Below are 24,657 nucleotides of genomic sequence, written 5' to 3' on the forward strand. Positions count from 1 at the left end.
CCTACTTTCTATATCTTCGCGTTATGCAACAAGAAAAAGCCTTGGCCATATTAAAATCGGGTAAAAATGTTTTTTTAACAGGTTCGGCAGGTACAGGAAAAACGTATGTGCTTAACGAATACATCAACTATTTACGAGCTAGAAAAGTGCCAGTTGCAGTAACCGCCTCCACTGGTATTGCAGCCACACACATGAACGGTATGACCATCCATTCTTGGTCCGGCATTGGCGTCAAAGAACATCTTACACAAGGGAATTTGGCAAGCATGAAATCCAAAAAATACCTTAAAAAGAACCTTGGTAAAGCAAAAATTCTGATTATTGACGAGATTTCCATGTTGCATAAAAACCAACTTAATCTTGTAGATAAAGTGCTACGGTATTTTAAGGAAAATCAAGAACCCTTTGGTGGTATTCAAGTGGTATTGAGCGGTGATTTTTTCCAACTTCCGCCAATTGGCAACTATGGAGAAAAAAGTAGGGATAAGTTTTCTTTTATGTCCGAAGCGTGGGTAAATGCTAATTTTAATGTGTGCTATTTAACGGAACAATACCGCCAAACCAATAATAGTTTAAACGTTATTTTAAATGAAATCCGTACCGGAAAGGTATCACAGCACAACTTGCAAACCTTAAAGGAAGCCACTGAACACAGCCTTAAAAACAAGGAAATACCCACCAAATTGTTTACACACAATATAGATGTGGATAGAATAAATACGGAACATTTGGTAGCATTAGAAGGTAGAACCAAAACTTTTAAAGCCTCATTCAAAGGAAACAAAAAATTAGTTGACACCTTAAAGAATTCCGTTTTGGCAAGCGAAAATCTACAATTGAAGATCGGTGCCAAAGTGATGTTCGTTAAAAACAATACCGAAAAGGGATTTGTTAACGGCACATTGGGAAAAGTAACTGGATTTAATGAAGATGGCTTTCCAAAAGTACAACTATCAAACGGTAGGATTATTACCGTAGAAAAAGAAGATTGGTCCATCCAAGACGACCACAACAAGGTGCTAGCCAGCTTTAGCCAGTTCCCATTGCGATTGGCTTGGGCAATTACCGTACATAAATGCCAAGGGATGACCTTGGACGAGGCTGAAATAAACCTTTCTAAAACCTTTGAACGCGGACAAGGTTACGTAGCGTTGTCGCGATTAAAACGAATAGAAAATTTACAACTAAAAGGTTTAAATGAAATGGCGTTAAAAGTTGATGCTTTAGCCCATAAAGCGGACGTTCGTTTTCAAGAACTCTCAAAAGAAGTGGACGAAAAATATACACTCGACGAATTAAAAAAAATGGCACCGCCATTTATTAGAAGTTGTGGAGGCACTACCAATGCAGAGGATATTGAAAAAAACAAGAAAAAAATAAAAGAGAAAAAGTCCACCAAACAATCTACCTATGAAGTTACATTGTCTTATTTAAGACAAAAGAAACCTCTTTTTAAAATCGCAAAAGAAAGGGGATTGACGGCAGGGACCATCTCAAGTCATGTCATTAGAATCCGCAAGGATTATCCCAAAGAAGATTTGAGTTTTTACAAACCCAAAAAGGCACTTTTTAACAAAGTAAAGAAAGTGTATGATCTGCAACCTAAAGATAAACCTTTAAGTTCAAAAACTATTTTTGATGCGTTGAACGGTGAAGTAGGTTATGAAGAAATTAAGTTATGTATTGCGTTTATGTAAAAATTATTTATCAATTATATAATTAAGTAAACCCATTTAACTCTCTCAAAATATGAATATTACTGATTTTATTGCTAACTTTCCCAAGTATTTCAATACAAATCAATACCCATGGAAATTGACCAGTAACTTAAATGAAATATTAGAAGCTATAATCCCTAAATTACAAGGAGATTTTAATATTAACAATGGAGTCGCCATACACAAATCAGTTACAATTGAAAGTAATGTTACTGTTAACAGACCATTTATAGCGATGGAAAATTGTCATATTGGTGCAAATACCTATTTTAGAGAAGGTGTTTTTTTAGACCAATCAGTTAAAATTGGTCCCTCAACTGAAATTAAAAGCAGTATTATCTGCTCAAATACGGCCATTGCTCATTTAAACTATATTGGAAATAGTATTATTGGTCAACATGTAAATTTTGAGGCAGGTTCTGTAGCAGCTAATCATTATAATGAAAAGATAGATAAGAAAATAATCGTCAAATTTAATAATCTACGCATTGAGACCGGTGTTATCAAATTTGGAGCTTTAGTTGGAGACAAATCAAAAATTGGGGCGAATGCGGTGTTGTCACCTGGGACTATTTTGGAAAAAAATTCAATTGTAAAAAGACTTCAATTAATTGAATAAAAAGCAGTTTTAAGTTTTTATATACAAAAAACGCACTTTTAATATAGATGAGCAAACGAAAAATAGAAATTACTAGAACTAAGCAATATGCCAATAAGGCAAGATCCATTGGAATCTATATTAACAATAAAAAGGTTGATACGATTAAAGATGGAGAAACAAAAACTTTTGAACTCGACGCTGAAGAGAATGATATTTATGCAAAAATAGATTGGTGTCAAACAGAACCACAAAAAATTATTACCAAAGAAAATGAAACGACAAGACTTGAATTGGGTTCAAACCTGTCAGGATGGAAATTATTATTGGCTTCTTATTATATAACCTTTAAGACTTCTGAATTTTTATATTTGAGAAAGAAATAAACAAATCGGGACAAGCATTAATCATTTCACTCTTTAACAACAATTTAAAACATAACAATCGCTTTTTTGTTTAGTTTTGCAACAAATAATTACCGTTGAAATATTTTTTGCTTTTAATTGTATTCATCACTTCATTCACTTTGCAGGCTCAGCAAAAGCGGATTCAGATTTTACATGCCGATAATTCCATTGAAGATCAAGATAAATACCCAAACCAAACCATTTTATTGGGCGACGTGGTTATTGAACACGAAGGTATAACCCTGCGTAGTAAAAAAGCGGTGCATTATAAACTTGAAAATTTAATTAGGGCTTATGGTAATGTAGTTTTAAATCAAGGTGATACCATTACCCAGACCAGTGATTACGTGCAATATGATGGTAAAACTAAAAAAGCAAAGTCTTGGGGAAAAGTTGTGTTGACCGACCCAGTAATGGTTTTAACTACCGATACCTTGGATTTTGATCGCGTCAAACAATTACTCTTCTACAAAAGTGGAGCAACCATTAAAGATACCGCCAATGTTCTAGTGAGCGAAAAAGGAAATTATTTTCTAAAAACTTCTAAATTTCAAGCACTTTCGGATGTTGTACTGACCAATCCTGATTATGTGCTTGAATCTGACCATTTGGATTATTTTACCAATAACGGTCAAGCATTTTTATATGGCCCTTCTACCATTACAGGAGAAGACAACCATATTTACACAGAAAATGGATTTTATGATACTCAAAAAGACATTTCGCACTTTACCAAAAATTCTGTAATAACCTATAAAAACAGATCCATTACCGCTGATAGTTTATATTATGATAGAAATTTAGCCTTTGCCTCCGCTACCAACAATATAAAAATGTTAGATACATTGAACAACGCCGTAGTACGTGGTAATTATGGTGAATTTTATCAAAAATTGGATTCTGCGTTTGTTATTAACAGAGCGGTTGCCATTACCGAAATTGAAAAAGATTCTATGTACGTCCATGGTGATACGTTATTGGTTACCGGAAAACCAGAAAATAGAATTGTTAGGGCCTATAACCGCGTAAAGTTTTTTAAAAGCAATTTAAGTGGAAAGTGCGATTCTATCCATTCCAATCAAAAAACGGGATTGACTCAATTGTTTAGAAATCCCGTATTATGGTCTCAAGAAAGTCAGATGACCGGAGACACCATTCATTTGCTTTCTAATCCCGAAACGGAAAAAATGGACAGTTTAAAAATTTTGAGAAATGCTTTTGTCATTCAAAAAGATTCAGCAGGCTACAATCAGATAAAAGGTAGAAATATTTTAGGGAAATTCATTGAAAATGAATTGGAAGATGTAAATGTAATCGGAAATTCCGAGAGTATATTTTATGCCAGAAACGATGAAGATGAATTGCTAGGCATAGATAAAAGCACATGTAGCAGGATAAATTTTAAAATAAAAGATAAAAAAATTAGAAACGTTACCTATTTTATTGATCCAGAAGGAAGTCTTTTTCCACCATCAAAATTATCCGAAAATGAACGAAAATTTCCAGGTTTTATATGGCGTGATGACGAACGACCTTATAAAATGGAAGATATCTTTATAAAAGATAGCGAAAATAAAGTCGATACAAAAGATAAACAATCTTTAGATGTAGAAAAGAATATTAAAAAAGTCGTTGAGTAACAAAAATAAAAGTCCTCTCCCCCCGCCCTCTCCCAAGGAGAGGGAGCTCGATTCTTGATATTTTTATATTTTTGTTAAATATTGCTATTTCGACTTTTAAAAAAGATGTCAATAGTAAAACAATTAAAATTTCATCATAAAAAATACATGCCAAAAGCTGATTTTTTTAAATATCAAGCACAAACTTCACCACATCCGTTAGCACTAGAAATTTCACATGCAGAAGGGTCTTATGTTTATGATACCAAAGGGAAAAAATATTTAGATTTTATAGCAGGAGTTTCCGCCAATAGTTTAGGGCATAATCATCCACAAGTTAGCAAAGCTATTGTAGAGCAAGTTAAAAAATATACCCATGTTATGGTGTATGGTGAGTTTGTTCAAAAACCTGCTGTTGAGCTTTGTAAATTGCTAACCGCTCAACTTCCAAGGCAAAAAGATTGGTCTGTATATTTAACAAATTCGGGTACGGAAGCTACCGAAGGAGCTTTAAAATTGGCTAAAAAGTTTACGGGCAGATCAGAAATTATTGCAGCCAACAATGCTTATCACGGTAATACGCAAGGTGCAATGAGCGTATGTGGCAACGAAAATCAGAACAGAGCATTTAGACCTTTAGTTCCGGGAATTAGATTTATCACCTTTAACGATGAGGATGAAATTAAAAAAATCACTTCAAAAACGGCCGCTGTTATTTTAGAAACGATACAAGGTGGTGCGGGATTTATTGTACCTCAAAATGATTATTTGGCAAAAGTAAAAAAGCGTTGTGAAGAAGTTGGAGCATTATTGATTTTAGACGAAATTCAAACTGGAATTGGAAGAACAGGTACTTTTTTTGGGTTTGAAAATTATAAAGTTACACCAGATATTATAATTACAGGAAAAGGATTGGGCGGCGGAATGCCCATTGGGGCTTTTATTGCTTCATTAAATATAATGGCGATTTTAAAAGAGAATCCGAAACTAGGACATATCACAACTTTTGGTGGACATCCTGTTATTGCAGCATCTGCATTGGCTACGGTTAAGGAAATTACTTCATCTAATATTATGGTCGATGTCTTGGAAAAAGAAAAATTGTTTAGAGAAAAACTCCAACATCCTTTAATCAAAGAAATTAGAGGGACAGGATTGTTATTAGCACTAATTGTTGAAACACCTGAATTGGCCTCACAAATTATTTTAAAATCGCTAGAAAAAGGCGTATTACTTTTTTGGTTACTTTATGAAGAGAGAGCCGTTAGAATTACACCTCCGTTAAATATTTCTGATGAAGAAATTAAAAAAGGTTGTGAAATTTTGCTTGATATTATGGATAATGTTAGTTCCTAAGGTTCATTTCGATGATCTTCATATCCTTCATTTTCAAAACCTTTTTCGAAATCATTTGTTTCAATATTATCTTTAGCTTCTTCTAAAATCTTCTGTTCATTCAACTTGTCTTCGGCTTCATTACGCTGAAGTACTTCCTCATCAATTTCATCTAACATCGTACCCATTTTCTTCTTATCCTTTATCATTGCCCATGTCATTAATAAACTGGTTGCAATAATTACAAAAAGTAAAATACCTGATTCAAAATTTTCAACTTGCCCCTCCACTGGAATATTATAAAATAACAAAATGGTAATCAGCCCACGAGGTGCGATAAACAATTGTGGAAAAATATCTTTACCAATAAAAACCCTTAAAATTAAAAAACGAATGATATAAATTGAGACAATAATTAAAAGACTTATACCAACTACGCTCAAACTTACTAAAGAGGCCAAAACAATAGTCAATCCAAAAATTACAAAGAAAAAAGTACGGACAACAAAAGCGGTTTCTAGAGTTATAATATGTAACTCATGGTAAATTTGATCGATTTTGCCCTTATCTAGAAATATTGCCGTTTTACCGGGGAAAAACAATTTTACATTGGCAATTACCAACCCAAAAATAAGGATAATGATTAATGAGGATAAATGGAATTTCTTTCCAATGGCATATAATAATAATAGTACCGCTATCAACAAAAACAACTTAGCTTGACTTTTAATTTTTTGAAAAATAAGGATGATGGCGTAACTGGCTACAAGAGCAATTATAATGGTTAAAACCGTAGTAAGTGCAAATTCTGTACCTCCAACAGCGTGTTCAGGATCCAATCCGCCAATCATAAAATAGAACATCATAATACCCATAATATCCGAAAAGGTACTTTCATAGATATGGAATTCTTTTTTCTTTTCGCCCAATCCGCTAACGCTAGGAATAATAATAGCACTTGATAAAATTGAAAGCGGAATAGCATATAACCACGCGGAAGCCATAGACATATTGTCAATGGTATTGTATAAAATTAAAGCCGCAACCCAAGCTGAGGCGACCAAGCCGAGCAACGCTATGGCCATTGACTTTAAAATAGGTATTATTTTTTCTCGTTTTAATTCCAACTCCAATGCGGCTTCGAGTACGATCATTATCAGACCGACCGTACCCAATATTTCTAGCGAAGGTTTAAAATCAACCTGATCGATTACAAAATAATCCATGGCAAATTTTAAAATTACACCAAGCATTATGAGCATTAAAACTGCGGGGATATTGGTTTTTTTTGATATTCCGGTAAACCAAAAAGATAAAATAATAATAATAGAAGCTTCAATAATTAAGTTGTACGAGGACAATATTTCCATAGAACAGGTTGGATTGATTATTTTTTAAAAATACTATTTAATCTTTTAATATTGAGCTTATTTTTACTTTTTGTGATACTTGTTTAAAGGTAAGACGATTACAAATAAAATAATAAAAATAAACAATAAAAGCATGCAAGTTTTTTAACCGATATGATATAAACTCGTTTAAATGTTAAAAATGTTAAGATTTGCTAAAATTTAGTTAAAATAAAATTTAAGAGTAACATTTCATTCTATTAAAAGTCTATTAGATGTAACATAAAAATTTAATCAAAAAAACACAATTATCATGAAAAAATTAAAATTAATCGCCCTGTCATTTGCACTTTTATTTGGTTCATTTGCTTTTGCCTCAACTATTGAACCAGATACTAAATCAGAAATCAGAAAACAAATTATTGATCTATTAAGTAAAACTGAAATTGACATTGATTCAAACGAATTAGTTGCTAAAGTTTCGTTTATGTTAAATGAAAAATCAGAACTCGTTATTATTTCGGTCAGATCAAAAAATGATTCAAAAAGCAATTCTGTAGTAGATAACTACATTAAAAAGCACTTAAATTATAAAAAAGTGAAGGTTAAAAAACTAAAAGCTGGTAAAGTTTATGAAATGCCTTTTAAAATTGTAAAATAAGTATGGATATATTAATAAAAGAGGTTGCATTTATATATGCAACCTCTTTTTTGTTTCTATTATGTTACTCTTTAATTAATTTATCCAATAAATTTCTAACTGCATCACTGTTCCAATTGGCAGCTCCGTATTCCAATAAAGCTACTTTTCCGTTTTTATCCAAAATATATGTTGTAGGAAGTGAAGCATAATCTATTTGTTGTGGAAGTTTTGAGATAGCATTATAGGTGGGAAAATCATAGTCGTGTTTTTTATAAAATCGAGCAACCTTAGTTTGATCTTCATTAGTTACAAAGAGGAATTCTATTTTATCTTTATAATCTCTATACAAACTTTTAATCATTGGCATTTCAGCAATACAAGGCGGGCACCAAGTTGCCCAGTAGTTTATAAAAACCACATTTCCTTTTAAAGATTCTAAATTTGTGTCATTTGCAGAAACTATACCTTTGAAACTGACATTATAAGTATCTAAAGAAGTTCTTTCTTCCAACTTTGCAACTGATGGTGTGAACATGAAACTTTTTACATAAGCAAAACCCTGTGTAAATTTGGCTCTAGTACCCAACCCAAATGGTGTAAAAAGGAAAATTATAAATCCGAAAAATAAAATATTAGATATTGTTTTTCTGTTGAACTTCATGTTTTTAATATTTACCTAGTTAGTTGTAAATCTAATGCAATCTTACAAAAACTAATAAAAAAGGTGCAACAAATGTTACACCTTTAAAAAACTTAAAACATTATACTAATTTTATCTAGTTACCGTTCCCGATGGAAATGAAGTATTATCAAAACTTAAATCGTAAGCTGTGGGAGCGGTTTCGTCACCCGCTGTACCTTTCAAAGGTTTTAATAAGAAAGGTGCGGGAGAATTGTCTGGTGATGGTTCAACCGAAATCACAACGGTCTTTCCTCTAATATCCAATGGAAATGTAAATCCTGTTGGAGCATTGTTAAAAAAATCTTCACCTGGTATTGGTGGTCCAGCATTTTCGGTTCCACTAAAAGAAGTGGCAGCACCAGCATTTTCATCAGCAACATCAAAGGCTGTAAATGTACCTGTTGATAATGGTCCTTGCCCGTCAATAACTACCCATCCTTCATATTTCCAACCCGCTTCAAGTGTTGGTAATGTAAATGCAGGGGAAGGTGGTGCACCGGGTGTACCAAACCAAATTCCGTTTTCGTCATTACCATTGTTACCTGTAGCCTCATCAGTTGGAGATCGCAAAAAGAATTTACCTGATGGTGTAGCTGTTGTAAAATCTCCTACCGTACCTACAGAGACTGTTGCTGAATTACCAGAAAAATCTCCAACAACCAATTTGGTATCAGATGGAGTTGCTGCAGCAGTACCTGTTTCACCCGCGGGCTCTATACTTAAAACAAATTTAGTTGCAGCATCAAGTTGTGCTGCATCCACAGCAAATGTTTGACCGGAATTAACTGCCGTAAAAGTTCCCGTACTTACCGGAGCTCCATTTACTATAATCCAACCTTCATAAACAAAATTTGAGCCCAAATCTTCTAAACCAGTTATATTAATTGTTAAATTTTTTGTTGAAGGGGAATTGTCATCATCTTTATCACATGATGTTAATAACAAACCAAAAGCTACTATAGCTAAAAATAAATTTTTTCTTGTCATAATTAAATTTTAATGTTAATAATGTCATCTAAAGCAATACCTGAACCTAAAGATATTCTTAAGACCTTTTTTTAAAATATTTATATGACAAATGTATAGTAGGTGTATTTTATAAAATGTTAGCTAGCTAACATTAAGCCACTTTTTTTTAGTATTCTTATTTCTTTTCTATGAAAACTCAAGAATTTTTCGTCTTTTAATTCATTAAGAATAATATTAAGTGTGGGTCTTGAAGTGCCGATTAATGAGGCAATATCTTTTTGAGTATAAGGATGCTCTATAATTTTGTCTCCGGTAGTTTCACAATCGCGACCATAATCTTCACAAAGTTCATTTAAAAATTCCAAGAGTCTGGTTTTGGTATCTTTAAACAGCAATAGTTGTATTCTACGTTCCAATCTTTTAATACGAAAGCCTATAAATTTATAAATTTTAAGGCTTATCGATATGTTTTCTCTCATTAATTCGAAAAGTGTATCTTTTGATACTGGGCAAATTGAAGTAGTATTATCTATAGATTGTGCAAACTCATTTCTTTTATCAATTCCTAAAATAGCTTTTTCTCCAAATATTTCCCCTTTAGTTAAAATTGCACTGATTATTTCCTCTCCATCTTCTGTATAGTGGCCAATCTTAACTTTTCCTTTATCAATCAAATAAATTTTATTAGCTGAGTCTTCCTCAAAGTAGATATAATCACTTTTTTTATAGGTGCTTAGTTTATGATTTGAAGTATAAGCCGGGTATTTATGAGGACATAAAATTTTAAAGAGATTTACGTCATCAAAAAACCAAATATTGGTATTCATAATTAATCTATTTTTTTGATTTATAAATATAGTCGGTAAGCTATACTATCACTTACATAAAAGAAAATAAAAAGTAGGCCATAAGCCGGATTCTGTATTTCAGTTGTCTGAAATCCTTATCATTTATCTACGTTATACATTACTGCATAACTTTAGCTGTTTACCCCTTGGAATTGGACGCGTAACCCTTACCCTTGCGGGACTCCAATATACGTAACATTGCATCTCATAGAGTTTACCTGATTTCACTACAGCCTAACTGTACTTGCTTTCTGTTGCACTTGTCCTTGGCTTACGCCAGACGGATGTTATCCGCTATGATACGCTGTGATGTCCGGACTTTCCTCCCCGAGTTCTCGGGGCGATAAGGTAGCCTACTTTGTTGCAAAAGTAGAACTAAATAAAATTATAATTATTGAAACTTAAAAAAAATCCCACCCTTTAATTAAAAAGAGTGGGAAAATTGCTATGAAAAAGAAATATTACTGAACTATTGCTCAGCAATACAAGTATAATAACGCGGTGTATTTATATTTATTGCAACTAACAAACAATTATTTAGAATATGTATAAATAATGTTTCAATTATCTAATAATCAGTAATATAAAGAATGTTAAAAAAGTAATTCCATAAAAAAACCCACTCTAAAATAGAGTGGGAAAATTGCTATGAAAAAGAAAAAGTGTCGAATTTTACAATCCGACAGCACAAATATATAAATTATATTAATAAAAACAGTAAATTTTTACCAAATAAATAATTTTATAACTTTGAGATTTATGAAAACATATCTTTTACCTTTTCAAAAAATGATTTATCCGAATTTGTAGGTATTGGTGCAAAGTGCTCATCATCTTTCATTGTTTCAAAAAATGCCTTTTGGTCTTTTGATAGACTTTTAGGCGTCCAAACATTTACGTGAATCAATATATCGCCTTTACCATAACCTTCTAAACTCGGCAGTCCTTTACCGCGTAAACGTAATATTTTTCCAGACTGCGTACCTGGTTCTATTTTAATTCTGACCTTACCGGTTAGGGTATCTATTTCTTTACTTTCGCCTAAGACCGCTTCGGGAATACTAACATACATATCATAGTGCAAATTATTACCTTCACGTTTTAGAAACTCATGTGGTATTTCTTGAATAACCACCAATAAATCCCCTGAAATACTATTTCCTGGGGCTTCATTTCCTTTACCTGAAACTTTTAACTGAACACCATCTACAACACCAGGTGGAATTTTAATAGAAACACTTTCTTCTTTTTCCACCAAACCTTGGGCATTAGACCCGCTTGGTCTGTTCTCTATCATTTCACCGGCACCTTGGCAAGTAGGACACGTAGTTGCCGTCTGCATTCTTCCCAATATGGTATTTGTAACTCTAGTAACCTGACCTTGGCCGTTACAAGTGTTACAAGTTTTATAGGTAACACCTTTGGCTTTTACCAAACGCTTTACTTTTACCTTTTTTTCAACGCCGTTTACAATTTCTTCTAAGGTTAACTTAACTCTTATTCTAAGATTACTTCCTTTTACTCTAGCTCCTCCTCTACTTCTACCTCCGCCACCAAAGCCAGAGAATCCGCCTCCACCGCCAAAAGCACCACCAAAAATATCTCCAAATTGGCTAAAAATATCTTCCATGTTCATTCCGCCGCCGCCAAAGCCACCTTGACCGCCTTCAAATGCTGAATGCCCAAATTGGTCGTAACGGGCTTTTTTATCGGCATTACCTAAAACCTCATAGGCTTCGGCCGCCTTTTTAAAGTTTTCTTCGGCAGTTTTATCTCCAGGATTTTTATCGGGATGATATTTAATAGCCATCTTACGATATGCCTTTTTTATTTCCGCATTTGATGCACTTTTATCAATGCCCAATATTTTATAATAATCTTCTTTCATCTGCTATTTTTTATCAATCTTTAAATGAATACCAAAGTTGAAACCAGTTATTGTCCTATAATCACTTTAGGAAAACGGATAATCTTATCTCCCAATTTATACCCCTTCTCAATGACTTCAATAATTTTACCCTTTAGTTTTTTAGACGGAGCTGGAATTTGGGTTATGGCTTCGTGAATTTCAGCATCAAATTTATCTCCTTGTTTAACTTCAACTTTGGTTAACCCTTTTTGCTCTAATGTTTTTACCAATTTTTGATAAATCAGTAGTACACCTTTTCGTAATTCTTCTGCCTCTTTATCATCTTCAATATGAGTCAAAGCACGTTCAAAGTCATCTAAAATTGGTAATAAAACTGTCATAACTTCCTCATTGGCAGTTCTAAACAATTCTATACGCTCTCTTGAAGTTCTCTTTTTATAATTTTCAAACTCGGCAAACAGACGTAAATATTTGTCCTTTTCTAGTTGGACTAATTCTTCAGTAGTAGGTTTTCCCTCCTCTCGTTCATCATTTTCGTTAATTTCTGACTGCTCCTCTTGTATTTGATCTGTATCTTGTATCTCTTCTTGATTTGTCTTTTCTTCTGTACTCATTGCTATGAATATTTAACATTAAAAAATTAGCTTGCAAAAGTACTGCCAATTTTTATGAAATGCCACAATGTCAGGGGAAAAGTTTGAAGACGGAAGCAAAAAAGGTGCGAGGTTAGAGGTACGAGGTACGAACGATTTTTTTAAGAATGGCTCTTGAGGCTGTCCGAAAATACAAGGTGCGAGATGCAAAACCATCAGAAACAAAAATTCCAATCTTAACTAAGTAAAACTGGAATTTTAAATATTTAATCTTAAATTTTTAATGAACTGGTTTAGACTTTTCGCATTTTAGCGAAAATTAGTCATTTTTTACCTAATTGAAGTCTTTTTTGAGTTACATAGCAGAGCTATGGAAGGAGAAAAAGGGAAAAAGTAGGTGGAAAAAGGCAATTTTTTAGCCAATGGAAAAAGTCTAAACCAGTTCAATTACTCCACACGAATAATTTTTGCACCAATAGCCTGTAAACGCTCGTCAATACGCTCATAACCTCTATCTATTTGCTCTATATTATGAATGGTTGATGTTCCTTTTGCAGAAAGTGCAGCAATTAATAAAGAAACTCCTGCTCTGATATCTGGAGACGTCATGGTTGTAGCTTGCAAATCATTTTTAAAGTTATGACCTATAACGGTAGCTCTGTGAGGATCACATAAAATAATTTTTGCTCCCATATCGATTAATTTATCCACAAAGAACAAACGACTTTCAAACATTTTTTGATGTATTAACAAACTACCGTTTGCTTGTGTTGCCACTACCAAAATAATACTCAATAAATCAGGAGTAAAACCAGGCCAAGGTGCGTCAGATACTGTTAGGATGGACCCGTCTATATAACTTTGAATGGTATAACCATTTTTATGCTCTGGTATATGAATGTCATCACCTTGACGCTCTACGGTAATTCCTAATTTTCTGAAAACGTTGGGTATAACCCCTAAATCGTCCCAGCTAACTCCCTTAATGGTCAATTCACTCTTGGTCATTGCAGCTAGACCAATCCAACTCCCAATTTCAATCATATCCGGCAACATTTTGTGCGTTGTTCCTTTCAATGATTTTACGCCTTCGATATGTAACATATTAGAACCCACACCAGTAATTTTGGCTCCCATTCTATTCAACATTTTACACAACTGCTGTAAATAAGGTTCACATGCAGCGTTATATATAGTGGTTTTGCCTTCCGCCAAAACCGCAGCCATAACGATATTTGCTGTACCTGTAACCGAGGCCTCATCAAGCAACATATATGTTCCTTTTAACTTTTTCGCCTCCACCCCATAAAAATGATCAGTTTTATTAAAGCGGAATTTCGCTCCTAATTTCATAAAACCTTCAAAATGGGTATCCAAACGTCTTCTGCCAATTTTATCGCCTCCAGGTTTCGGAATATATCCTTTACCAAAACGTGCCAATAATGGTCCTACAATCATTATGGAACCGCGTAAACCACTTCCATCTATCTTAAATCGCTCAGATTCCAAATATTTTAAGTTTACATCATCTGCTTGAAATGTATAAGAATTTTGTCCGTTTTTTTGAATTTTAACACCAAAGTTCTCTAGTAAATTAATCAATTTATTAACATCCACTATATCTGGAATGTTAGAAATTGTAACTTTTTCAGGTGTTAACAACACTGCACAAAGTATTTGCAATGCTTCGTTTTTTGCACCTTGTGGCGTTATTTCTCCTTTTAATTGATGTCCACCTTCTATTTTAAAAGTACCCATGTATTAGTTGTTGGTTATTCGTTATTGAGTTATTGGTTATTAGGTTTTTATGCTATTTCCAATTGAAGACTGGAAACTGAAAAACTACCTTTTCCTACGCCCCTTGTTTGATTTATTGCTTGAGTTGCTTTTACTCTTGTTTGAAGGTTTTTTTCTTAATAAATTTTTACTTTCAGATAAGGTTTCATCTTCAATTGATAAATTAATTTTTCCTCCTGATAATTCCTTTAAATGCTTAAAAATAATTACATCTTCAACCGTATCTTTATTCCAATTCAGATAACATTTTTTCATATGATTGGCAATAGTAAAAATAAGAGCATCTTTAAGTTCTCCATCTTCCCATGTTAATGCCGTATCTATCATGGTCTGAATATTATGACCGTAAAATTTATATTTCGAGGCTGCTTTTGGATAACTTAAACGCTCTGGATGGGCTGATAACTCTTCTTTAGAAGGTTTTGGGTATGGCGAATCTGCGTCTAGATTAAAATCGGACATGATAAAAAGTTGATCCCATAATTTATGTTTAAAATCGGGCACATCTCTTAAATGTGGCTGTAAATTCCCCATAACATCTATAATGGCATTTGCCATTTCGTTTCGTTTTTCTTTAGGTTCAAGTTGAATACAGTGGTTTACCAATTTTTGAACATGTCTACCATATTCTGGTATAATTAAGTGTTCCCTTTCGGAATTGTACTCTAAATCGTAATCAATCATTTTTTATTGTTGTTCGTTATTTTGTTAATGAGTTAATGAGTTAATGAGTTAATGAGTTAATGGAAAAAATGAATTAATTGGTGCTTCTCAATAATTATATAACAATTAACACAATAACTTATTGTTCATAGTGTATTCAGTTATTTCAGATTATTGAACATTTACCTAATAACCCAATAACTATTAACTTAACCATCAACCTAAAATCTTTAGTTTGGCAAATTGCAATAATAATTTTTTATTTCCAACAGAATCAAAGTTTATTTCAGCTTTTTTGTTTGAACCGACACCTTCAAGGTTAATTACCTCACCTTTTCCAAATTTTGTATGCTCAACGACATTACCTACCGTAATATTGCTATCAAATAAATTTTGATTAATGTTGCTTACCTTTTTTAGGTTCTTTGGTGTACTTATATGGATAGTATCAGGCGTTGATTTTTGTTTAGATTTAGGTTTTATTGTGTTTCTCTGCACCGGTTTCTTAAATCGAACTTTATCTTTAGGAACATCTCCAAAAATATCTTCATTTATAAATTTATTGATATTTGGTGACACTTTTGGCACCATAAAGTCGATATATTTATCGTCTATCTCTTCTAAAAATCGGCTTGGCTCACAATCCACTAATTTTCCCCAACGGTAACGAGAGTGAGCATATGACAAATAAGCTTGTTTCTCTGCTCTGGTTAAAGCTACGTAAAACAATCTCCGTTCTTCTTCCAGTTCACTTCGTGTGTTCATACTCATGGCCGAGGGGAACAAATTTTCTTCTAAACCGACAATATATACATATTGAAATTCCAAACCTTTTGCCATGTGTACCGTCATTAATGAAACAGTGTCCTTATGTTTGTCTTTTTCATTATCCAAATCAGTAGCTAGGGCAACATCCTCAAGAAAATAGGAAAGTGAAGTATCCGTTTTTCTTTCTTCTCCATCTTCTTTTTCCTCGTTTTGTTCGTCGATAAAATCCTTAACACCATTTAATAATTCTTGAACATTTTCTACCCTACTCACCGCTTCTGGTGCAGCATCTTTTTCAAGTTCCTTAATTATTTTGGTTTGTTTTACTACAAAATCGGCAATTTCAAAGGCGTTTTTTGTTTGTGCTTCAATTTGAAAACTTTTAATCATCGTTACAAAATTTTGTAACTTTAATTTTGTACCTCCATTAATTTTTACATCAACTTTATCGATATTTTCAATAATTTCAAAAATGGATTTTTTATAATGGTTGGCGGCAACACTCAATCTTTCAATAGTGGTTTGCCCCACTCCCCTTGCGGGATAATTGATTACACGTTTTAAAGCTTCTTCATCGTTCGGATTTACGATTAGACGCAAATAAGAAAGCACATCTTTAATTTCTTTACGTTGGTAAAAAGAGAGGCCACCATAAATTCGGTAGGCAATATCTTTTTTACGCAAGGCGTCTTCAATTGCCCTGGATTGAGAATTAGTTCTGTACAAAACCGCAAAAGATTCATTTTTAAGTTGATGATTCATCTTATTTTCAAAAATGGAATTCGCCACAAAACGACCTTCTTCCCCTTCGGAAAGCGTTCGCATTATTTTTACTTTTTCACCTTTGTCGTTATCTGTCCAAATTTCTTTGTCCAGTTTGGTTTTGTTTTTATCTATTACACTATTGGCTGCTTCTACAATATTACTTGTGGAACGGTAATTTTGTTCCAATTTAAAAATTTTAACCTCTTCATAATCACGTTGAAAGTTGAGGATGTTTTGAATATTTGCACCCCTGAACGCATAAATACTTTGAGAATCGTCGCCAACCACACAAATATTTTGAAAGCGATCCGCCAAAGCCCTAACAATTAAATATTGTGAGTGATTGGTATCTTGGTACTCATCAACCATAATGTACCTAAACCTATCCTGATATTTGGCCAGCACATCTGGAAAACGAGTCAATAACTCATTGGTTCTCAACAACAAATCGTCAAAATCCATTGCTCCGGCCTTAAAACAACGTTCCACATATTGATGGTAGATTTCACCAATTTTTGGGCGATTAGCCATCTTATCGGTTTCCTGTAATTCGGGATTGCTATAATAAGCCTTAACCGTAATCAGGCTGTTTTTAAAGGACGAAATACGACTAAAAACTTGTTTTGGTTTGTACCTATCCTTATCCAACTGCATTTCTTTGATGATAGCTGATATAAGACGTACCGAATCTTGTGTATCGTAAATGGTAAAATTTCTTGGGAAACCTAGTTTGTCAGCTTCAGAACGTAAAATCCTTGCAAAAACGGAATGGAAAGTCCCCATCCAAAGATTTTTTGCTTCGGTGTCACCCACCATTCTGGCAATTCTATTTTTCATTTCGCGGGCCGCCTTGTTGGTAAAAGTCAATGCCAAAATGCTAAAAGCGTCCACACCTTGTTTCATTAAATGAGCGATACGGTAGGTCAGCACGCGTGTTTTTCCAGAGCCTGCACCAGCAATAATAATCATAGCACCGTCTTTTTGTAAAACGGCTTCTCGCTGGGCTTCATTTAATTGTTCAAGGTAGTTTGTCACTAATGCAATTTTTTTGTGCATCAAAAATACGATTGTAATTGCGTTATCGCAATTTTATTGGGGAAAAAATTATGAGGATGGATTAATATGAGAATTGCAGTAAAAACATAAGTGCTATATAGCTTGAGTTTTACATAATATTTTTACTTTTCGTTGATTTTAAATCAAAAGAATTGACGACTTCTAAAATTCATTCAAACTTTCGATTTATATGCCTTTCATATCTGCTTTTCACATTGTAATGCACTGGCTTTTCTGTTCAGAATCTGATTTCAAGAACTTACTTTAATCAGTTTCAATTCTCTTTTTATTAATTCCAAAGCACCTAATTCAATTGGGTCAGGATTTTTGTCGGTATTCACAATATCAGTCGATAAATCTAAAATCTTAGTTTTATACTCAACCGTTTCTTTACTTACTTTTTTCAGTGAATCTCGAAAATCCTGACTTGGGCAATAAGTTCTCCGAATCTCGTTTTCTAATAATTTTTTGTCAAAATCCGCATTGGATTCGTCTATTATGAATTTCATAATTATTTCCCTTTCTTTTATTCTCAAATACCCGTCTGCTCTAGCAACAAAAGTTAATATCAATATTTCGGATTCTAATTCTTGGAAAATTTTTGTTATTCGTCCAATTGGTGAGTCTTGAAATCTTTCGGTAAAATACTGGCTTGGATTTTCAAAAATCTCTCCAGTTTCCATATCTGTCAATTGCTGTATTCTCGTTAATCTAAATGTCCTTTGGGCTTTTTTCTCGTGGCAATAACCCTTAATGACATAATCGTTGTTGGCTGTTTGGCTCACAGAATTCATTGTAATTCTTCTTTCGCTTTTCTGATCTTTTGAATCTATGTAAATGATTTGAGCCAAAGAATTTAATTTAATTGATGCAAAACCTTCAGGCAATTCAAAATCTTCTGTTGTTTCTTCTTCTGGAACATAAAAAGTGTTTTTGTCCGTTTTTGGTAGTGGTCTATTTTTTATTTCTCCATTTAGGATTTTTTGAACTTCGTCATCTTCAAATGAATACTTTCCCGTTTCTTTGCTGTGATTTCGTATTTTTTTAAAACAGCTTTTACAAGCACCATTCTCTTGTCCAAAACCCCAAAAAGAAACATTCTCTTTTGATAATTCTGTTTTGCATGTCGAACATTTTAAATCCTTATTGCTATTGAATTTAACTTGAAAATATTCGTTTGACATTTTTGAGAATCGAATACAATCGTAAAGTCCGACCAAAAATGGAATAATAGTCCAGCAGAACAATATTGATAAAATTCCTTTCCAATATTGTCCGAGATAAAATTTTTGAACTCCGATTCCGCCAAAGAGTAGGGATAATATTGTAGTTGTTTGTTTACTTCGCATTTGGTTGATTTTCAGTTTGTGCCTGATAAATATACAAACTCAGTATTTTTAGTAAATAAATTTATTACTCAAACTACCTCTCAACTTTATCAATCTTAAACGTCCAAGCATAGTTACTTTTGGGGTTATTTCGTAGTTTTTCAGGAATAATCACTTTAAAGCCTTTGCCCAGTTTTTTCCATTTTAACCTGGTTTTTGAGCCTAGCATGGTAATTTTTGTTCCTCTTTTTGGGGTAATCGATTCTACAATAATTTCAGTGGGCATAGCTGTTTCCTTCTCATCCGCCAAATAAAAGAAAAATACATTTTCTTTTTGGTTTTGAGTAAAACAGATATTTTTTTCCTTAAACGGTGCAATCGGTTTGGTGTTGTAAATGGCTGAACCATTTACATCCATCCAGTCTCCGTATTCTTTCAGCAAATCATAAGCTCCTTGTTGCCATTTTCCGTCAGGACCAGGGGCAACATTTAACAACAAATTACCTCCTTTGGCTACAATATCAACTAACATGTGAATACCCTCCCTTCCACTTTTATAAGTTGCATTAAACGTATGCGACCAACCACCGCCCGAAATAATACACGATTCCCACGGATAAGGCAATGTCTTTTCCGGCACTCTGTTTTCTGGTGTTAAATAATTTTGATTTTTACCGTGAACCGCTCTATCCACTACAATTAATCCCGGTTGCTTTTCTCTCGCTTTTACAACCAATTCGTCCATTTTAATATCTTGGTTTACAACACGGTGTTTGATAAAACCATTCCCTGATTTATTCTCATCAAATTTTGCTTTGTATGCCGCTTTAATTTCTTCATCAGACACTTTTGCAACCCAACCACCATCTAACCATAAAATATCTACTTTACCATAATCCGTCAAAAGTTCTAAAATTTGATTGTGGGTAAAATCAACATATTTTTGCCATTTTTCAGGGTATTCCTCTGGATCATAATTTACATTTCTATCCTGTGGAGGAAAATAAGGATCCCAATAGTTCTCATGATTCCAATCAGGTTTAGAAAAATAAGCTCCTATCCAAAAATCCTTTTCCCTAAAGGCATTAAAAACTTCTTTGGTAATATTTGCACGTGGATTTGTACTAAATGCACATTCAGGGTCTGTAACCTTATAATCCGTGTATTTAGAATCGAACATTGAAAAACCATCATGGTGCTTTGTGGTAAAAACCATATACTTCATTCCCGCGTCTTTAGCCGCGTTTGCCCATTTTTCAGGATTGAATTCCGTTGGGTTAAACGTCTTTTTTAGACCTTCGTACTCCTTTTTGTATTCAAAATAATTCTGAGGGTTTTCTCCTTTTTTGCGTTCGCACCAACCATAATCTTCAGGACAAAGCGACCAAGATTCAACAATGCCCCATTGACTGTAAGTACCCCAGTGCATTAACAATCCGAATTTTTTATCTTGCCATTCATCTAATTTCTCTAACACCAAAGGGTCGGTTTCTGGCACGTAGCGTTCATCTTCGTAAATAGCCTGCGAAAAGCCATACGTAGTAATAAGTAAAAACAATGTTATTAAGTTTAGTTTCATTTTATGCAGTTTAAGGGTTCTATATTTGTTTTTTATATTCATCGCTATGAGTTTAAAGAATTATATTTTCTACCACAAAAAGATTTCATCTACAAAAATCCATGCATCTTGTCCAGCACCTTCGTGCCAGCTTGGTAATTTTTTTGGGTTTTCGACAATTATTTTAAAGAATTGTGCCTCTGTATTTGGAATATTTACCGTGAACTTTTTTCTTTTAATCTCTCTATCTTGGTCTTCTCTAATAATTTTTAATTCTCCAACGGGTTTAAAGTTTCCATTTTTAGTATTAGATGCCAATACTTTTAACTTTGTGGGGAAAAGAATCCAACTACCAATATTTTCCAAGCAATTTACGGAAATATTATCCACTTTTTTTACCGATCCTAAATCTATAGTGGTGTTTACATCATATCCCAAATATCCAGTCCATTTACCGTCATTAAAAAGTGAGCTCGCTTCTTGAAGATCAAATAGTTTTCCAGCATCGGGATAGCGATTATCGGGACTTTTTTTAATAGTAAAATCCGTTACACGATGATTTATTTTAAAATAATCTTTTTGCAATACATTACTTGCCAGCCAACCTTTCTTAAAAGCTCTGGTCTTTAACGTTTTGGTTTCATCTATAATAATTGGTTTTTTAAAAATAGCAGATGTAGAATCCGGATCGTCTCCGTTAAGTGTATATCTAACGGTAACATTTTTAAATTTACTGTCAATATTTAGAGAAACCGTATCAACAAATAGCGTTTTTTCAGGAGTAACATTTGGCACATCCAATTGGCTCGTTTCTACAAAGCCCTCTTTGAGTCCACTATGAATAATTACGTCATATTCCATTTGTAGATTCATTGCCATTTCTTTGGTAACATCTGTTTTCCAAACATAAATGTTTTCGGGTTGTATTTCGGCTAATAATTCTTTTAACCCATTGTTGGTAACAGCTGTATTGAATAGATTTAGAACTTCTAAATTTTTAATATTCTTAATATTTTTGATGGATTTGTCGGTCACCTTAGTATTATCTAACCTGAGCATTTTTAAATTTTTCATTTTCTTAAAAACACTGGTCATGTCATCATTAATATTTACATTGCTAAAATCTAACTCTACAATTTGCTCTTTAAGTAATGATAAGCTATTTACTTGACTTTTAGTTATGTCATTATTTAAAGCTTTAACACTTAGTTTAGAATTTCCAGGCACTAATTCAAGGACTCTGAAACCTGCTTCCGAAACTTCAGCAATGTCAGCACTAGATGCCCTAGGAATAAACGTCTTGTCAAATACCAAATATTTGTTAAGTAGTTTACCGAGTGTATCATTTTCAGCAATATTATCATAAGTTCCACTAAATTTTAACCCACTATCAATCCAATGTTTTAGTAACCAAATTTCATCTTTAGTCAATTGCGGTTTACCTTCTGGTGGCATATGATCTTCGTCAGAAATGGGCAATAACAATTGTTTATATAGCAAACTTTCATGTGCGTTACCTGCAACCAAAACCTCTCCACTTTCACCACCCTTTAAAATAACATCTTTGGAAATCAATGAAAGTTCACCTTTAGTTTTTGTGGGATTATGGCATTGAATACATTTATCGTCTAAAATTTTATAAATTACATCATTAAATACTTGTAAACTATCAACTACTTCGATTGTAGGTTCTTTCTTCGCTGGGCCAGCATATTCGGTCAAAAAATTATCACCATGGGTTAACACACTGCCATAATGACCTGCTACGGTCAAACTAATCATTGTAGCTATAAAAAAAGGTAGTACCAATTTTTTAGCAACTAGGGTATTTTTTGCACTAACAAAAAAAAGTATAGATGCTAAAATTGCAGTTAGTATTCCAGTATAAAAGTGAATATCCAATACTTCTTGACCATAACCACCTTCTAGTGATAAAAAATAACCTAGAACACAGGTTAAAATTGCCGTGATAGCTGAAAAACCTAGGGCATAGGTAATGATTTGTTGTGGATAATCTTTTCTTACCCGACCAATTATATCCACAAAAAAAGTAAGTGCCAACGCTCCAATGGGCAGATGCAATAACACAGGGTGAAATCTACCAAGAAACAACAATATTCTCGGAGCTTCTTCACTTTGCTGGGCGTTTAGAAAAAATCCGCTAAGCAAAAAACAAGATAATAAAAAGTGTTTTTTATGTATCATTTGTTAATGCTTCAATTAAAAATCCATTCGTCCATAAATAACCACGCCTTGTTCCCATTACCTTCGTGCCAATCAGGAATTTGTTCCACATTTTTAATTGAAATATGTAGTGTACTTACTTCTTGATTAATTGGCACAGTAAAATTCATCATTTCCCTATCTGTTAAGGTTTTTAAAGGTTCTAATTGAAAAGTAAGTTTATCTTTCTCATTTACAATTACTTTAATTTCAGAAGGAGGAAAAATCCAAGAGCCAGGATCGTTTAAATAGCCAATATCGATCGATTTTAAATATGTTTTCTTATCAAATTTTACGGTCGCTTTGGCAATAGTATCAAAACCCATCCACTGCGAATTATTATATTCCAATGATGCTTTTTTACCATTAATTACAGTGGTATTTCCAGAACCTAAATATTTTTTATTCACGTTTGTAAACCATTCAATACTATTAGCCGAATGTCCTTTTTGATACAATTTGATGGATGCGGTTTCACTAGCTTTAAAATTGTTATGAAACGCTTTGAATTTAAGTTCTTTTGGTTCTTTAACCTTTATTTCTCCTGAAAATTTTGTTGATTCTTTTGTGGGTTCTGTGCCATCTTCAGTATAAAAAACGGTTGTACCGTCAATATTTCTATCCGCCTTTATGGTTACAAAAGAATCAATTACCGTATTTGAAGCGATTATTCTCGGTTGAACCAATTGTACTTCTTCTTGTTGTAAATAATTTATTTTGGTTTTTTCATTTTTACAACTAAATATAAATAGGTATAAAAATAACATTCCAACAATTTTCCGCATCATACTCTTGTCAATTTTATGGGATAAGTTTGTCCAGAATTCCATTGGGCAACATAAACATTTTCGTCCTCGTCTATACAAACATCATGTGGATATTGAAATAATCTGATAGTCTGATATAACTCATTTAATTCATTGTTTTTATAGGTTGGTGCAGTTGCTCCAGGGCAAGAAACTACTTCATTTTTTTCGTTCATAATCAATAAAAATCCTGAATCTGCATTCGGTGAGTCCTTCGATTTTAAAACAGCAAAATAAATATCGTTATTATGAATTACAGGCCGGCAAATTAATGCTCCTGGCACTTTAATGGATTCCAAAAACTTACCGTCCAGACTAAAACGTTTTAAAATATTCATTTCCCGTGCTGAAATCAATAAACTTGGATTTTTAGCATCTCTATTATCATAACAGATTCCGTGGGCATTTAAAAACTGACCATCTTCTGTACCTTTTCCTCCAAAAGAATTTAGGAGTTCTCCTTTATGGTTGTAATGCGTAATATATTGGTTTCCATAACCGTCTGCCACATAAAAATCACCATTTTCAACAACAGTTGTCTCGGTCGGTTTATATTCCTCTTTGCTTTTGTAGTTGCCGGTATCAACTGGATAATCTAATTCAAAAATCACTTTTCCGTCAATTGTGGTTTTAATAATTTGATGACGTTCGTAATCGGTAATCAACAAGAAATCCTCTCCGTTTTCTTTTACCAGTGTTAAACCATGAGCTCCAGGATATTCCGTTCCCCAAGTTTCTAACAACTTGCCAGATTTTTCATAAATAATAACATTATTCTTTGTGTGATTGGTCAACAACACAATTCTTCCTTTAGAATCTTGTACCATTTCATGACAATCTTGTACCGGGGTTTTTAACGGGTCTAGATTACCCCATTTCATATTCACTTTGTATTGGTGTGAATTGTGGCCAATAATTAAATCATCATATTTATCTGCGGTAAAAGCACTTGCAAATGTTGGGTAAGCCATTATGCCTAAAGATAAACAAGAGGATTGTTTTAGAAATTTTCTACGATTATAGGTGTTGGGCATTAAGATTTTGATTTTTATATACCTAAAT

The 24,657-nt window shown here is 33.3% G+C and carries 20 protein-coding genes and 1 other RNA gene; 6 read left to right on the forward strand and 15 right to left on the reverse strand.

Annotated elements, in window-relative coordinates; genetic code table 11:
* Positions 1–23: 23 nt before the first annotated feature.
* The 5 genes from UMM65_RS09920 (at position 24) to UMM65_RS09940 (ending at position 5,698) form a co-directional block, all read left to right on the forward strand.
* A complete protein-coding gene (locus UMM65_RS09920) occupies positions 24–1,697 on the forward strand; it encodes an AAA family ATPase (RefSeq protein WP_321976356.1) in 1,674 nt (557 codons plus the stop codon).
* 52 nt (positions 1,698–1,749) lie between these two features.
* Positions 1,750–2,337, forward strand: a complete 588-nt coding sequence (locus tag UMM65_RS09925) for an LbetaH domain-containing protein (RefSeq protein ID WP_321976357.1) — start codon at positions 1,750–1,752, stop codon at positions 2,335–2,337.
* A gap of 47 nt (positions 2,338–2,384) precedes the next feature.
* Entirely contained in the window at positions 2,385–2,702 is a 318-nt protein-coding gene (locus UMM65_RS09930; protein ID WP_321976358.1) for a hypothetical protein, read from the forward strand.
* Between the two features lie 95 nt (positions 2,703–2,797).
* On the forward strand, positions 2,798–4,363 hold the full coding sequence (locus tag UMM65_RS09935; protein ID WP_321976359.1) for an OstA-like protein: 1,566 nt from the start codon (positions 2,798–2,800) through the stop codon (positions 4,361–4,363).
* Between the two features lie 105 nt (positions 4,364–4,468).
* Positions 4,469–5,698 carry an aspartate aminotransferase family protein gene (locus UMM65_RS09940; RefSeq protein ID WP_321976360.1) on the forward strand — a complete coding sequence of 410 codons (1,230 nt, stop codon included), beginning with the start codon at positions 4,469–4,471 and terminating at the stop codon, positions 5,696–5,698.
* On the opposite strand, the gene UMM65_RS09945 is transcribed toward UMM65_RS09940, so the two are convergent.
* Complete coding sequence (locus UMM65_RS09945) at positions 5,695–7,047, reverse strand: cation:proton antiporter domain-containing protein (RefSeq protein ID WP_321976361.1); 1,353 nt, start codon at positions 7,045–7,047, stop codon at positions 5,695–5,697. The two genes, UMM65_RS09940 and UMM65_RS09945, sit on opposite strands and share 4 nt — an antisense overlap.
* Before the next feature lie 292 nt (positions 7,048–7,339).
* Between UMM65_RS09945 and UMM65_RS09950 the strand changes: the two genes are divergently transcribed.
* Positions 7,340–7,687, forward strand: a complete 348-nt coding sequence (locus UMM65_RS09950) for a hypothetical protein (protein ID WP_321976362.1) — start codon at positions 7,340–7,342, stop codon at positions 7,685–7,687.
* Positions 7,688–7,751: 64 nt separating this feature from the next.
* Here UMM65_RS09950 and UMM65_RS09955 read toward each other — a convergent pair whose 3' ends face one another.
* From UMM65_RS09955 to UMM65_RS10020, 14 genes are all read right to left on the reverse strand, one after another.
* The gene (locus UMM65_RS09955) at positions 7,752–8,330 is read right to left on the reverse strand and encodes a TlpA family protein disulfide reductase (protein ID WP_321976363.1); all 579 of its coding nucleotides are present in this window, start codon (positions 8,328–8,330) and stop codon (positions 7,752–7,754) included.
* Positions 8,331–8,441: 111 nt separating this feature from the next.
* Positions 8,442–9,338, reverse strand: a complete 897-nt coding sequence (locus UMM65_RS09960) for an anti-sigma factor (protein WP_321976364.1) — start codon at positions 9,336–9,338, stop codon at positions 8,442–8,444.
* Between the two features lie 119 nt (positions 9,339–9,457).
* Positions 9,458–10,147, reverse strand: coding sequence for a Crp/Fnr family transcriptional regulator (locus UMM65_RS09965; protein WP_321976365.1), 690 nt, complete (start codon positions 10,145–10,147; stop codon positions 9,458–9,460).
* Positions 10,148–10,213: 66 nt separating this feature from the next.
* Positions 10,214–10,528: RNase P RNA component class A (rnpB, locus tag UMM65_RS09970), an RNA gene on the reverse strand.
* Between the two features lie 397 nt (positions 10,529–10,925).
* Positions 10,926–12,056 (reverse strand): molecular chaperone DnaJ, encoded by a 1,131-nt coding sequence (dnaJ, locus tag UMM65_RS09975; RefSeq protein ID WP_321976366.1) that lies wholly within the window; start codon positions 12,054–12,056, stop codon positions 10,926–10,928.
* Positions 12,057–12,103: 47 nt separating this feature from the next.
* Complete coding sequence (locus tag UMM65_RS09980; protein WP_321976367.1) at positions 12,104–12,652, reverse strand: nucleotide exchange factor GrpE; 549 nt, start codon at positions 12,650–12,652, stop codon at positions 12,104–12,106.
* A gap of 426 nt (positions 12,653–13,078) precedes the next feature.
* On the reverse strand, positions 13,079–14,389 hold the full coding sequence (gene murA / locus UMM65_RS09985) for a UDP-N-acetylglucosamine 1-carboxyvinyltransferase (RefSeq protein ID WP_321976368.1): 1,311 nt from the start codon (positions 14,387–14,389) through the stop codon (positions 13,079–13,081).
* Between the two features lie 84 nt (positions 14,390–14,473).
* Positions 14,474–15,112: a DUF4290 domain-containing protein gene (locus UMM65_RS09990; RefSeq protein WP_321976370.1), complete on the reverse strand. Its 639-nt coding sequence runs from the start codon at positions 15,110–15,112 to the stop codon at positions 14,474–14,476.
* Positions 15,113–15,307: 195 nt separating this feature from the next.
* On the reverse strand, positions 15,308–17,659 hold the full coding sequence (locus tag UMM65_RS09995; protein WP_321976371.1) for an ATP-dependent helicase: 2,352 nt from the start codon (positions 17,657–17,659) through the stop codon (positions 15,308–15,310).
* Positions 17,660–17,931: 272 nt separating this feature from the next.
* Complete coding sequence (locus tag UMM65_RS10000) at positions 17,932–19,029, reverse strand: NINE protein (protein WP_321976372.1); 1,098 nt, start codon at positions 19,027–19,029, stop codon at positions 17,932–17,934.
* Positions 19,030–19,102: 73 nt separating this feature from the next.
* Positions 19,103–20,587 carry an alpha-L-fucosidase gene (locus UMM65_RS10005; protein WP_321976373.1) on the reverse strand — a complete coding sequence of 495 codons (1,485 nt, stop codon included), beginning with the start codon at positions 20,585–20,587 and terminating at the stop codon, positions 19,103–19,105.
* Between the two features lie 69 nt (positions 20,588–20,656).
* A complete protein-coding gene (locus UMM65_RS10010) occupies positions 20,657–22,771 on the reverse strand; it encodes an FN3 associated domain-containing protein (RefSeq protein WP_321976374.1) in 2,115 nt (704 codons plus the stop codon).
* A gap of 11 nt (positions 22,772–22,782) precedes the next feature.
* Entirely contained in the window at positions 22,783–23,577 is a 795-nt protein-coding gene (locus tag UMM65_RS10015; protein WP_321976375.1) for a chitobiase/beta-hexosaminidase C-terminal domain-containing protein, read from the reverse strand.
* Positions 23,574–24,629 (reverse strand): NHL repeat-containing protein, encoded by a 1,056-nt coding sequence (locus UMM65_RS10020; protein ID WP_321976376.1) that lies wholly within the window; start codon positions 24,627–24,629, stop codon positions 23,574–23,576. The genes UMM65_RS10015 and UMM65_RS10020 overlap by 4 nt, the downstream gene beginning before the upstream one ends.
* Positions 24,630–24,657: the final 28 nt, after the last annotated feature.

It is taken from the genome of Aureibaculum koreense, from assembly GCF_034296135.1.
GTDB lineage: Bacteria > Bacteroidota > Bacteroidia > Flavobacteriales > Flavobacteriaceae > Aureibaculum.

Bases quoted from the DNA above. Each gene is read 5' to 3' on its own strand.
- UMM65_RS10015 (WP_321976375.1), bottom strand. From the start codon at position 23,577: ATGATGCGGAAAATTGTTGGAATGTTATTTTTATACCTATTTATATTT.
- UMM65_RS09950 (WP_321976362.1), top strand. From the start codon at position 7,340: ATGAAAAAATTAAAATTAATCGCCCTGTCATTTGCACTTTTATTTGGT.
- UMM65_RS09930 (WP_321976358.1), top strand. From the start codon at position 2,385: ATGAGCAAACGAAAAATAGAAATTACTAGAACTAAGCAATATGCCAAT.
- UMM65_RS09945 (WP_321976361.1), bottom strand. From the start codon at position 7,047: ATGGAAATATTGTCCTCGTACAACTTAATTATTGAAGCTTCTATTATT.
- murA (WP_321976368.1), bottom strand. From the start codon at position 14,389: ATGGGTACTTTTAAAATAGAAGGTGGACATCAATTAAAAGGAGAAATA.
- UMM65_RS10010 (WP_321976374.1), bottom strand. From the start codon at position 22,771: ATGATACATAAAAAACACTTTTTATTATCTTGTTTTTTGCTTAGCGGA.
- UMM65_RS09960 (WP_321976364.1), bottom strand. From the start codon at position 9,338: ATGACAAGAAAAAATTTATTTTTAGCTATAGTAGCTTTTGGTTTGTTA.
- UMM65_RS09990 (WP_321976370.1), bottom strand. From the start codon at position 15,112: ATGATTGATTACGATTTAGAGTACAATTCCGAAAGGGAACACTTAATT.
- UMM65_RS09920 (WP_321976356.1), top strand. From the start codon at position 24: ATGCAACAAGAAAAAGCCTTGGCCATATTAAAATCGGGTAAAAATGTT.
- UMM65_RS09955 (WP_321976363.1), bottom strand. From the start codon at position 8,330: ATGAAGTTCAACAGAAAAACAATATCTAATATTTTATTTTTCGGATTT.
- UMM65_RS09980 (WP_321976367.1), bottom strand. From the start codon at position 12,652: ATGAGTACAGAAGAAAAGACAAATCAAGAAGAGATACAAGATACAGAT.
- UMM65_RS10005 (WP_321976373.1), bottom strand. From the start codon at position 20,587: ATGAAACTAAACTTAATAACATTGTTTTTACTTATTACTACGTATGGC.
- UMM65_RS09925 (WP_321976357.1), top strand. From the start codon at position 1,750: ATGAATATTACTGATTTTATTGCTAACTTTCCCAAGTATTTCAATACA.
- UMM65_RS09965 (WP_321976365.1), bottom strand. From the start codon at position 10,147: ATGAATACCAATATTTGGTTTTTTGATGACGTAAATCTCTTTAAAATT.
- dnaJ (WP_321976366.1), bottom strand. From the start codon at position 12,056: ATGAAAGAAGATTATTATAAAATATTGGGCATTGATAAAAGTGCATCA.
- UMM65_RS10020 (WP_321976376.1), bottom strand. From the start codon at position 24,629: ATGCCCAACACCTATAATCGTAGAAAATTTCTAAAACAATCCTCTTGT.
- UMM65_RS10000 (WP_321976372.1), bottom strand. From the start codon at position 19,029: ATGCGAAGTAAACAAACAACTACAATATTATCCCTACTCTTTGGCGGA.
- UMM65_RS09940 (WP_321976360.1), top strand. From the start codon at position 4,469: ATGTCAATAGTAAAACAATTAAAATTTCATCATAAAAAATACATGCCA.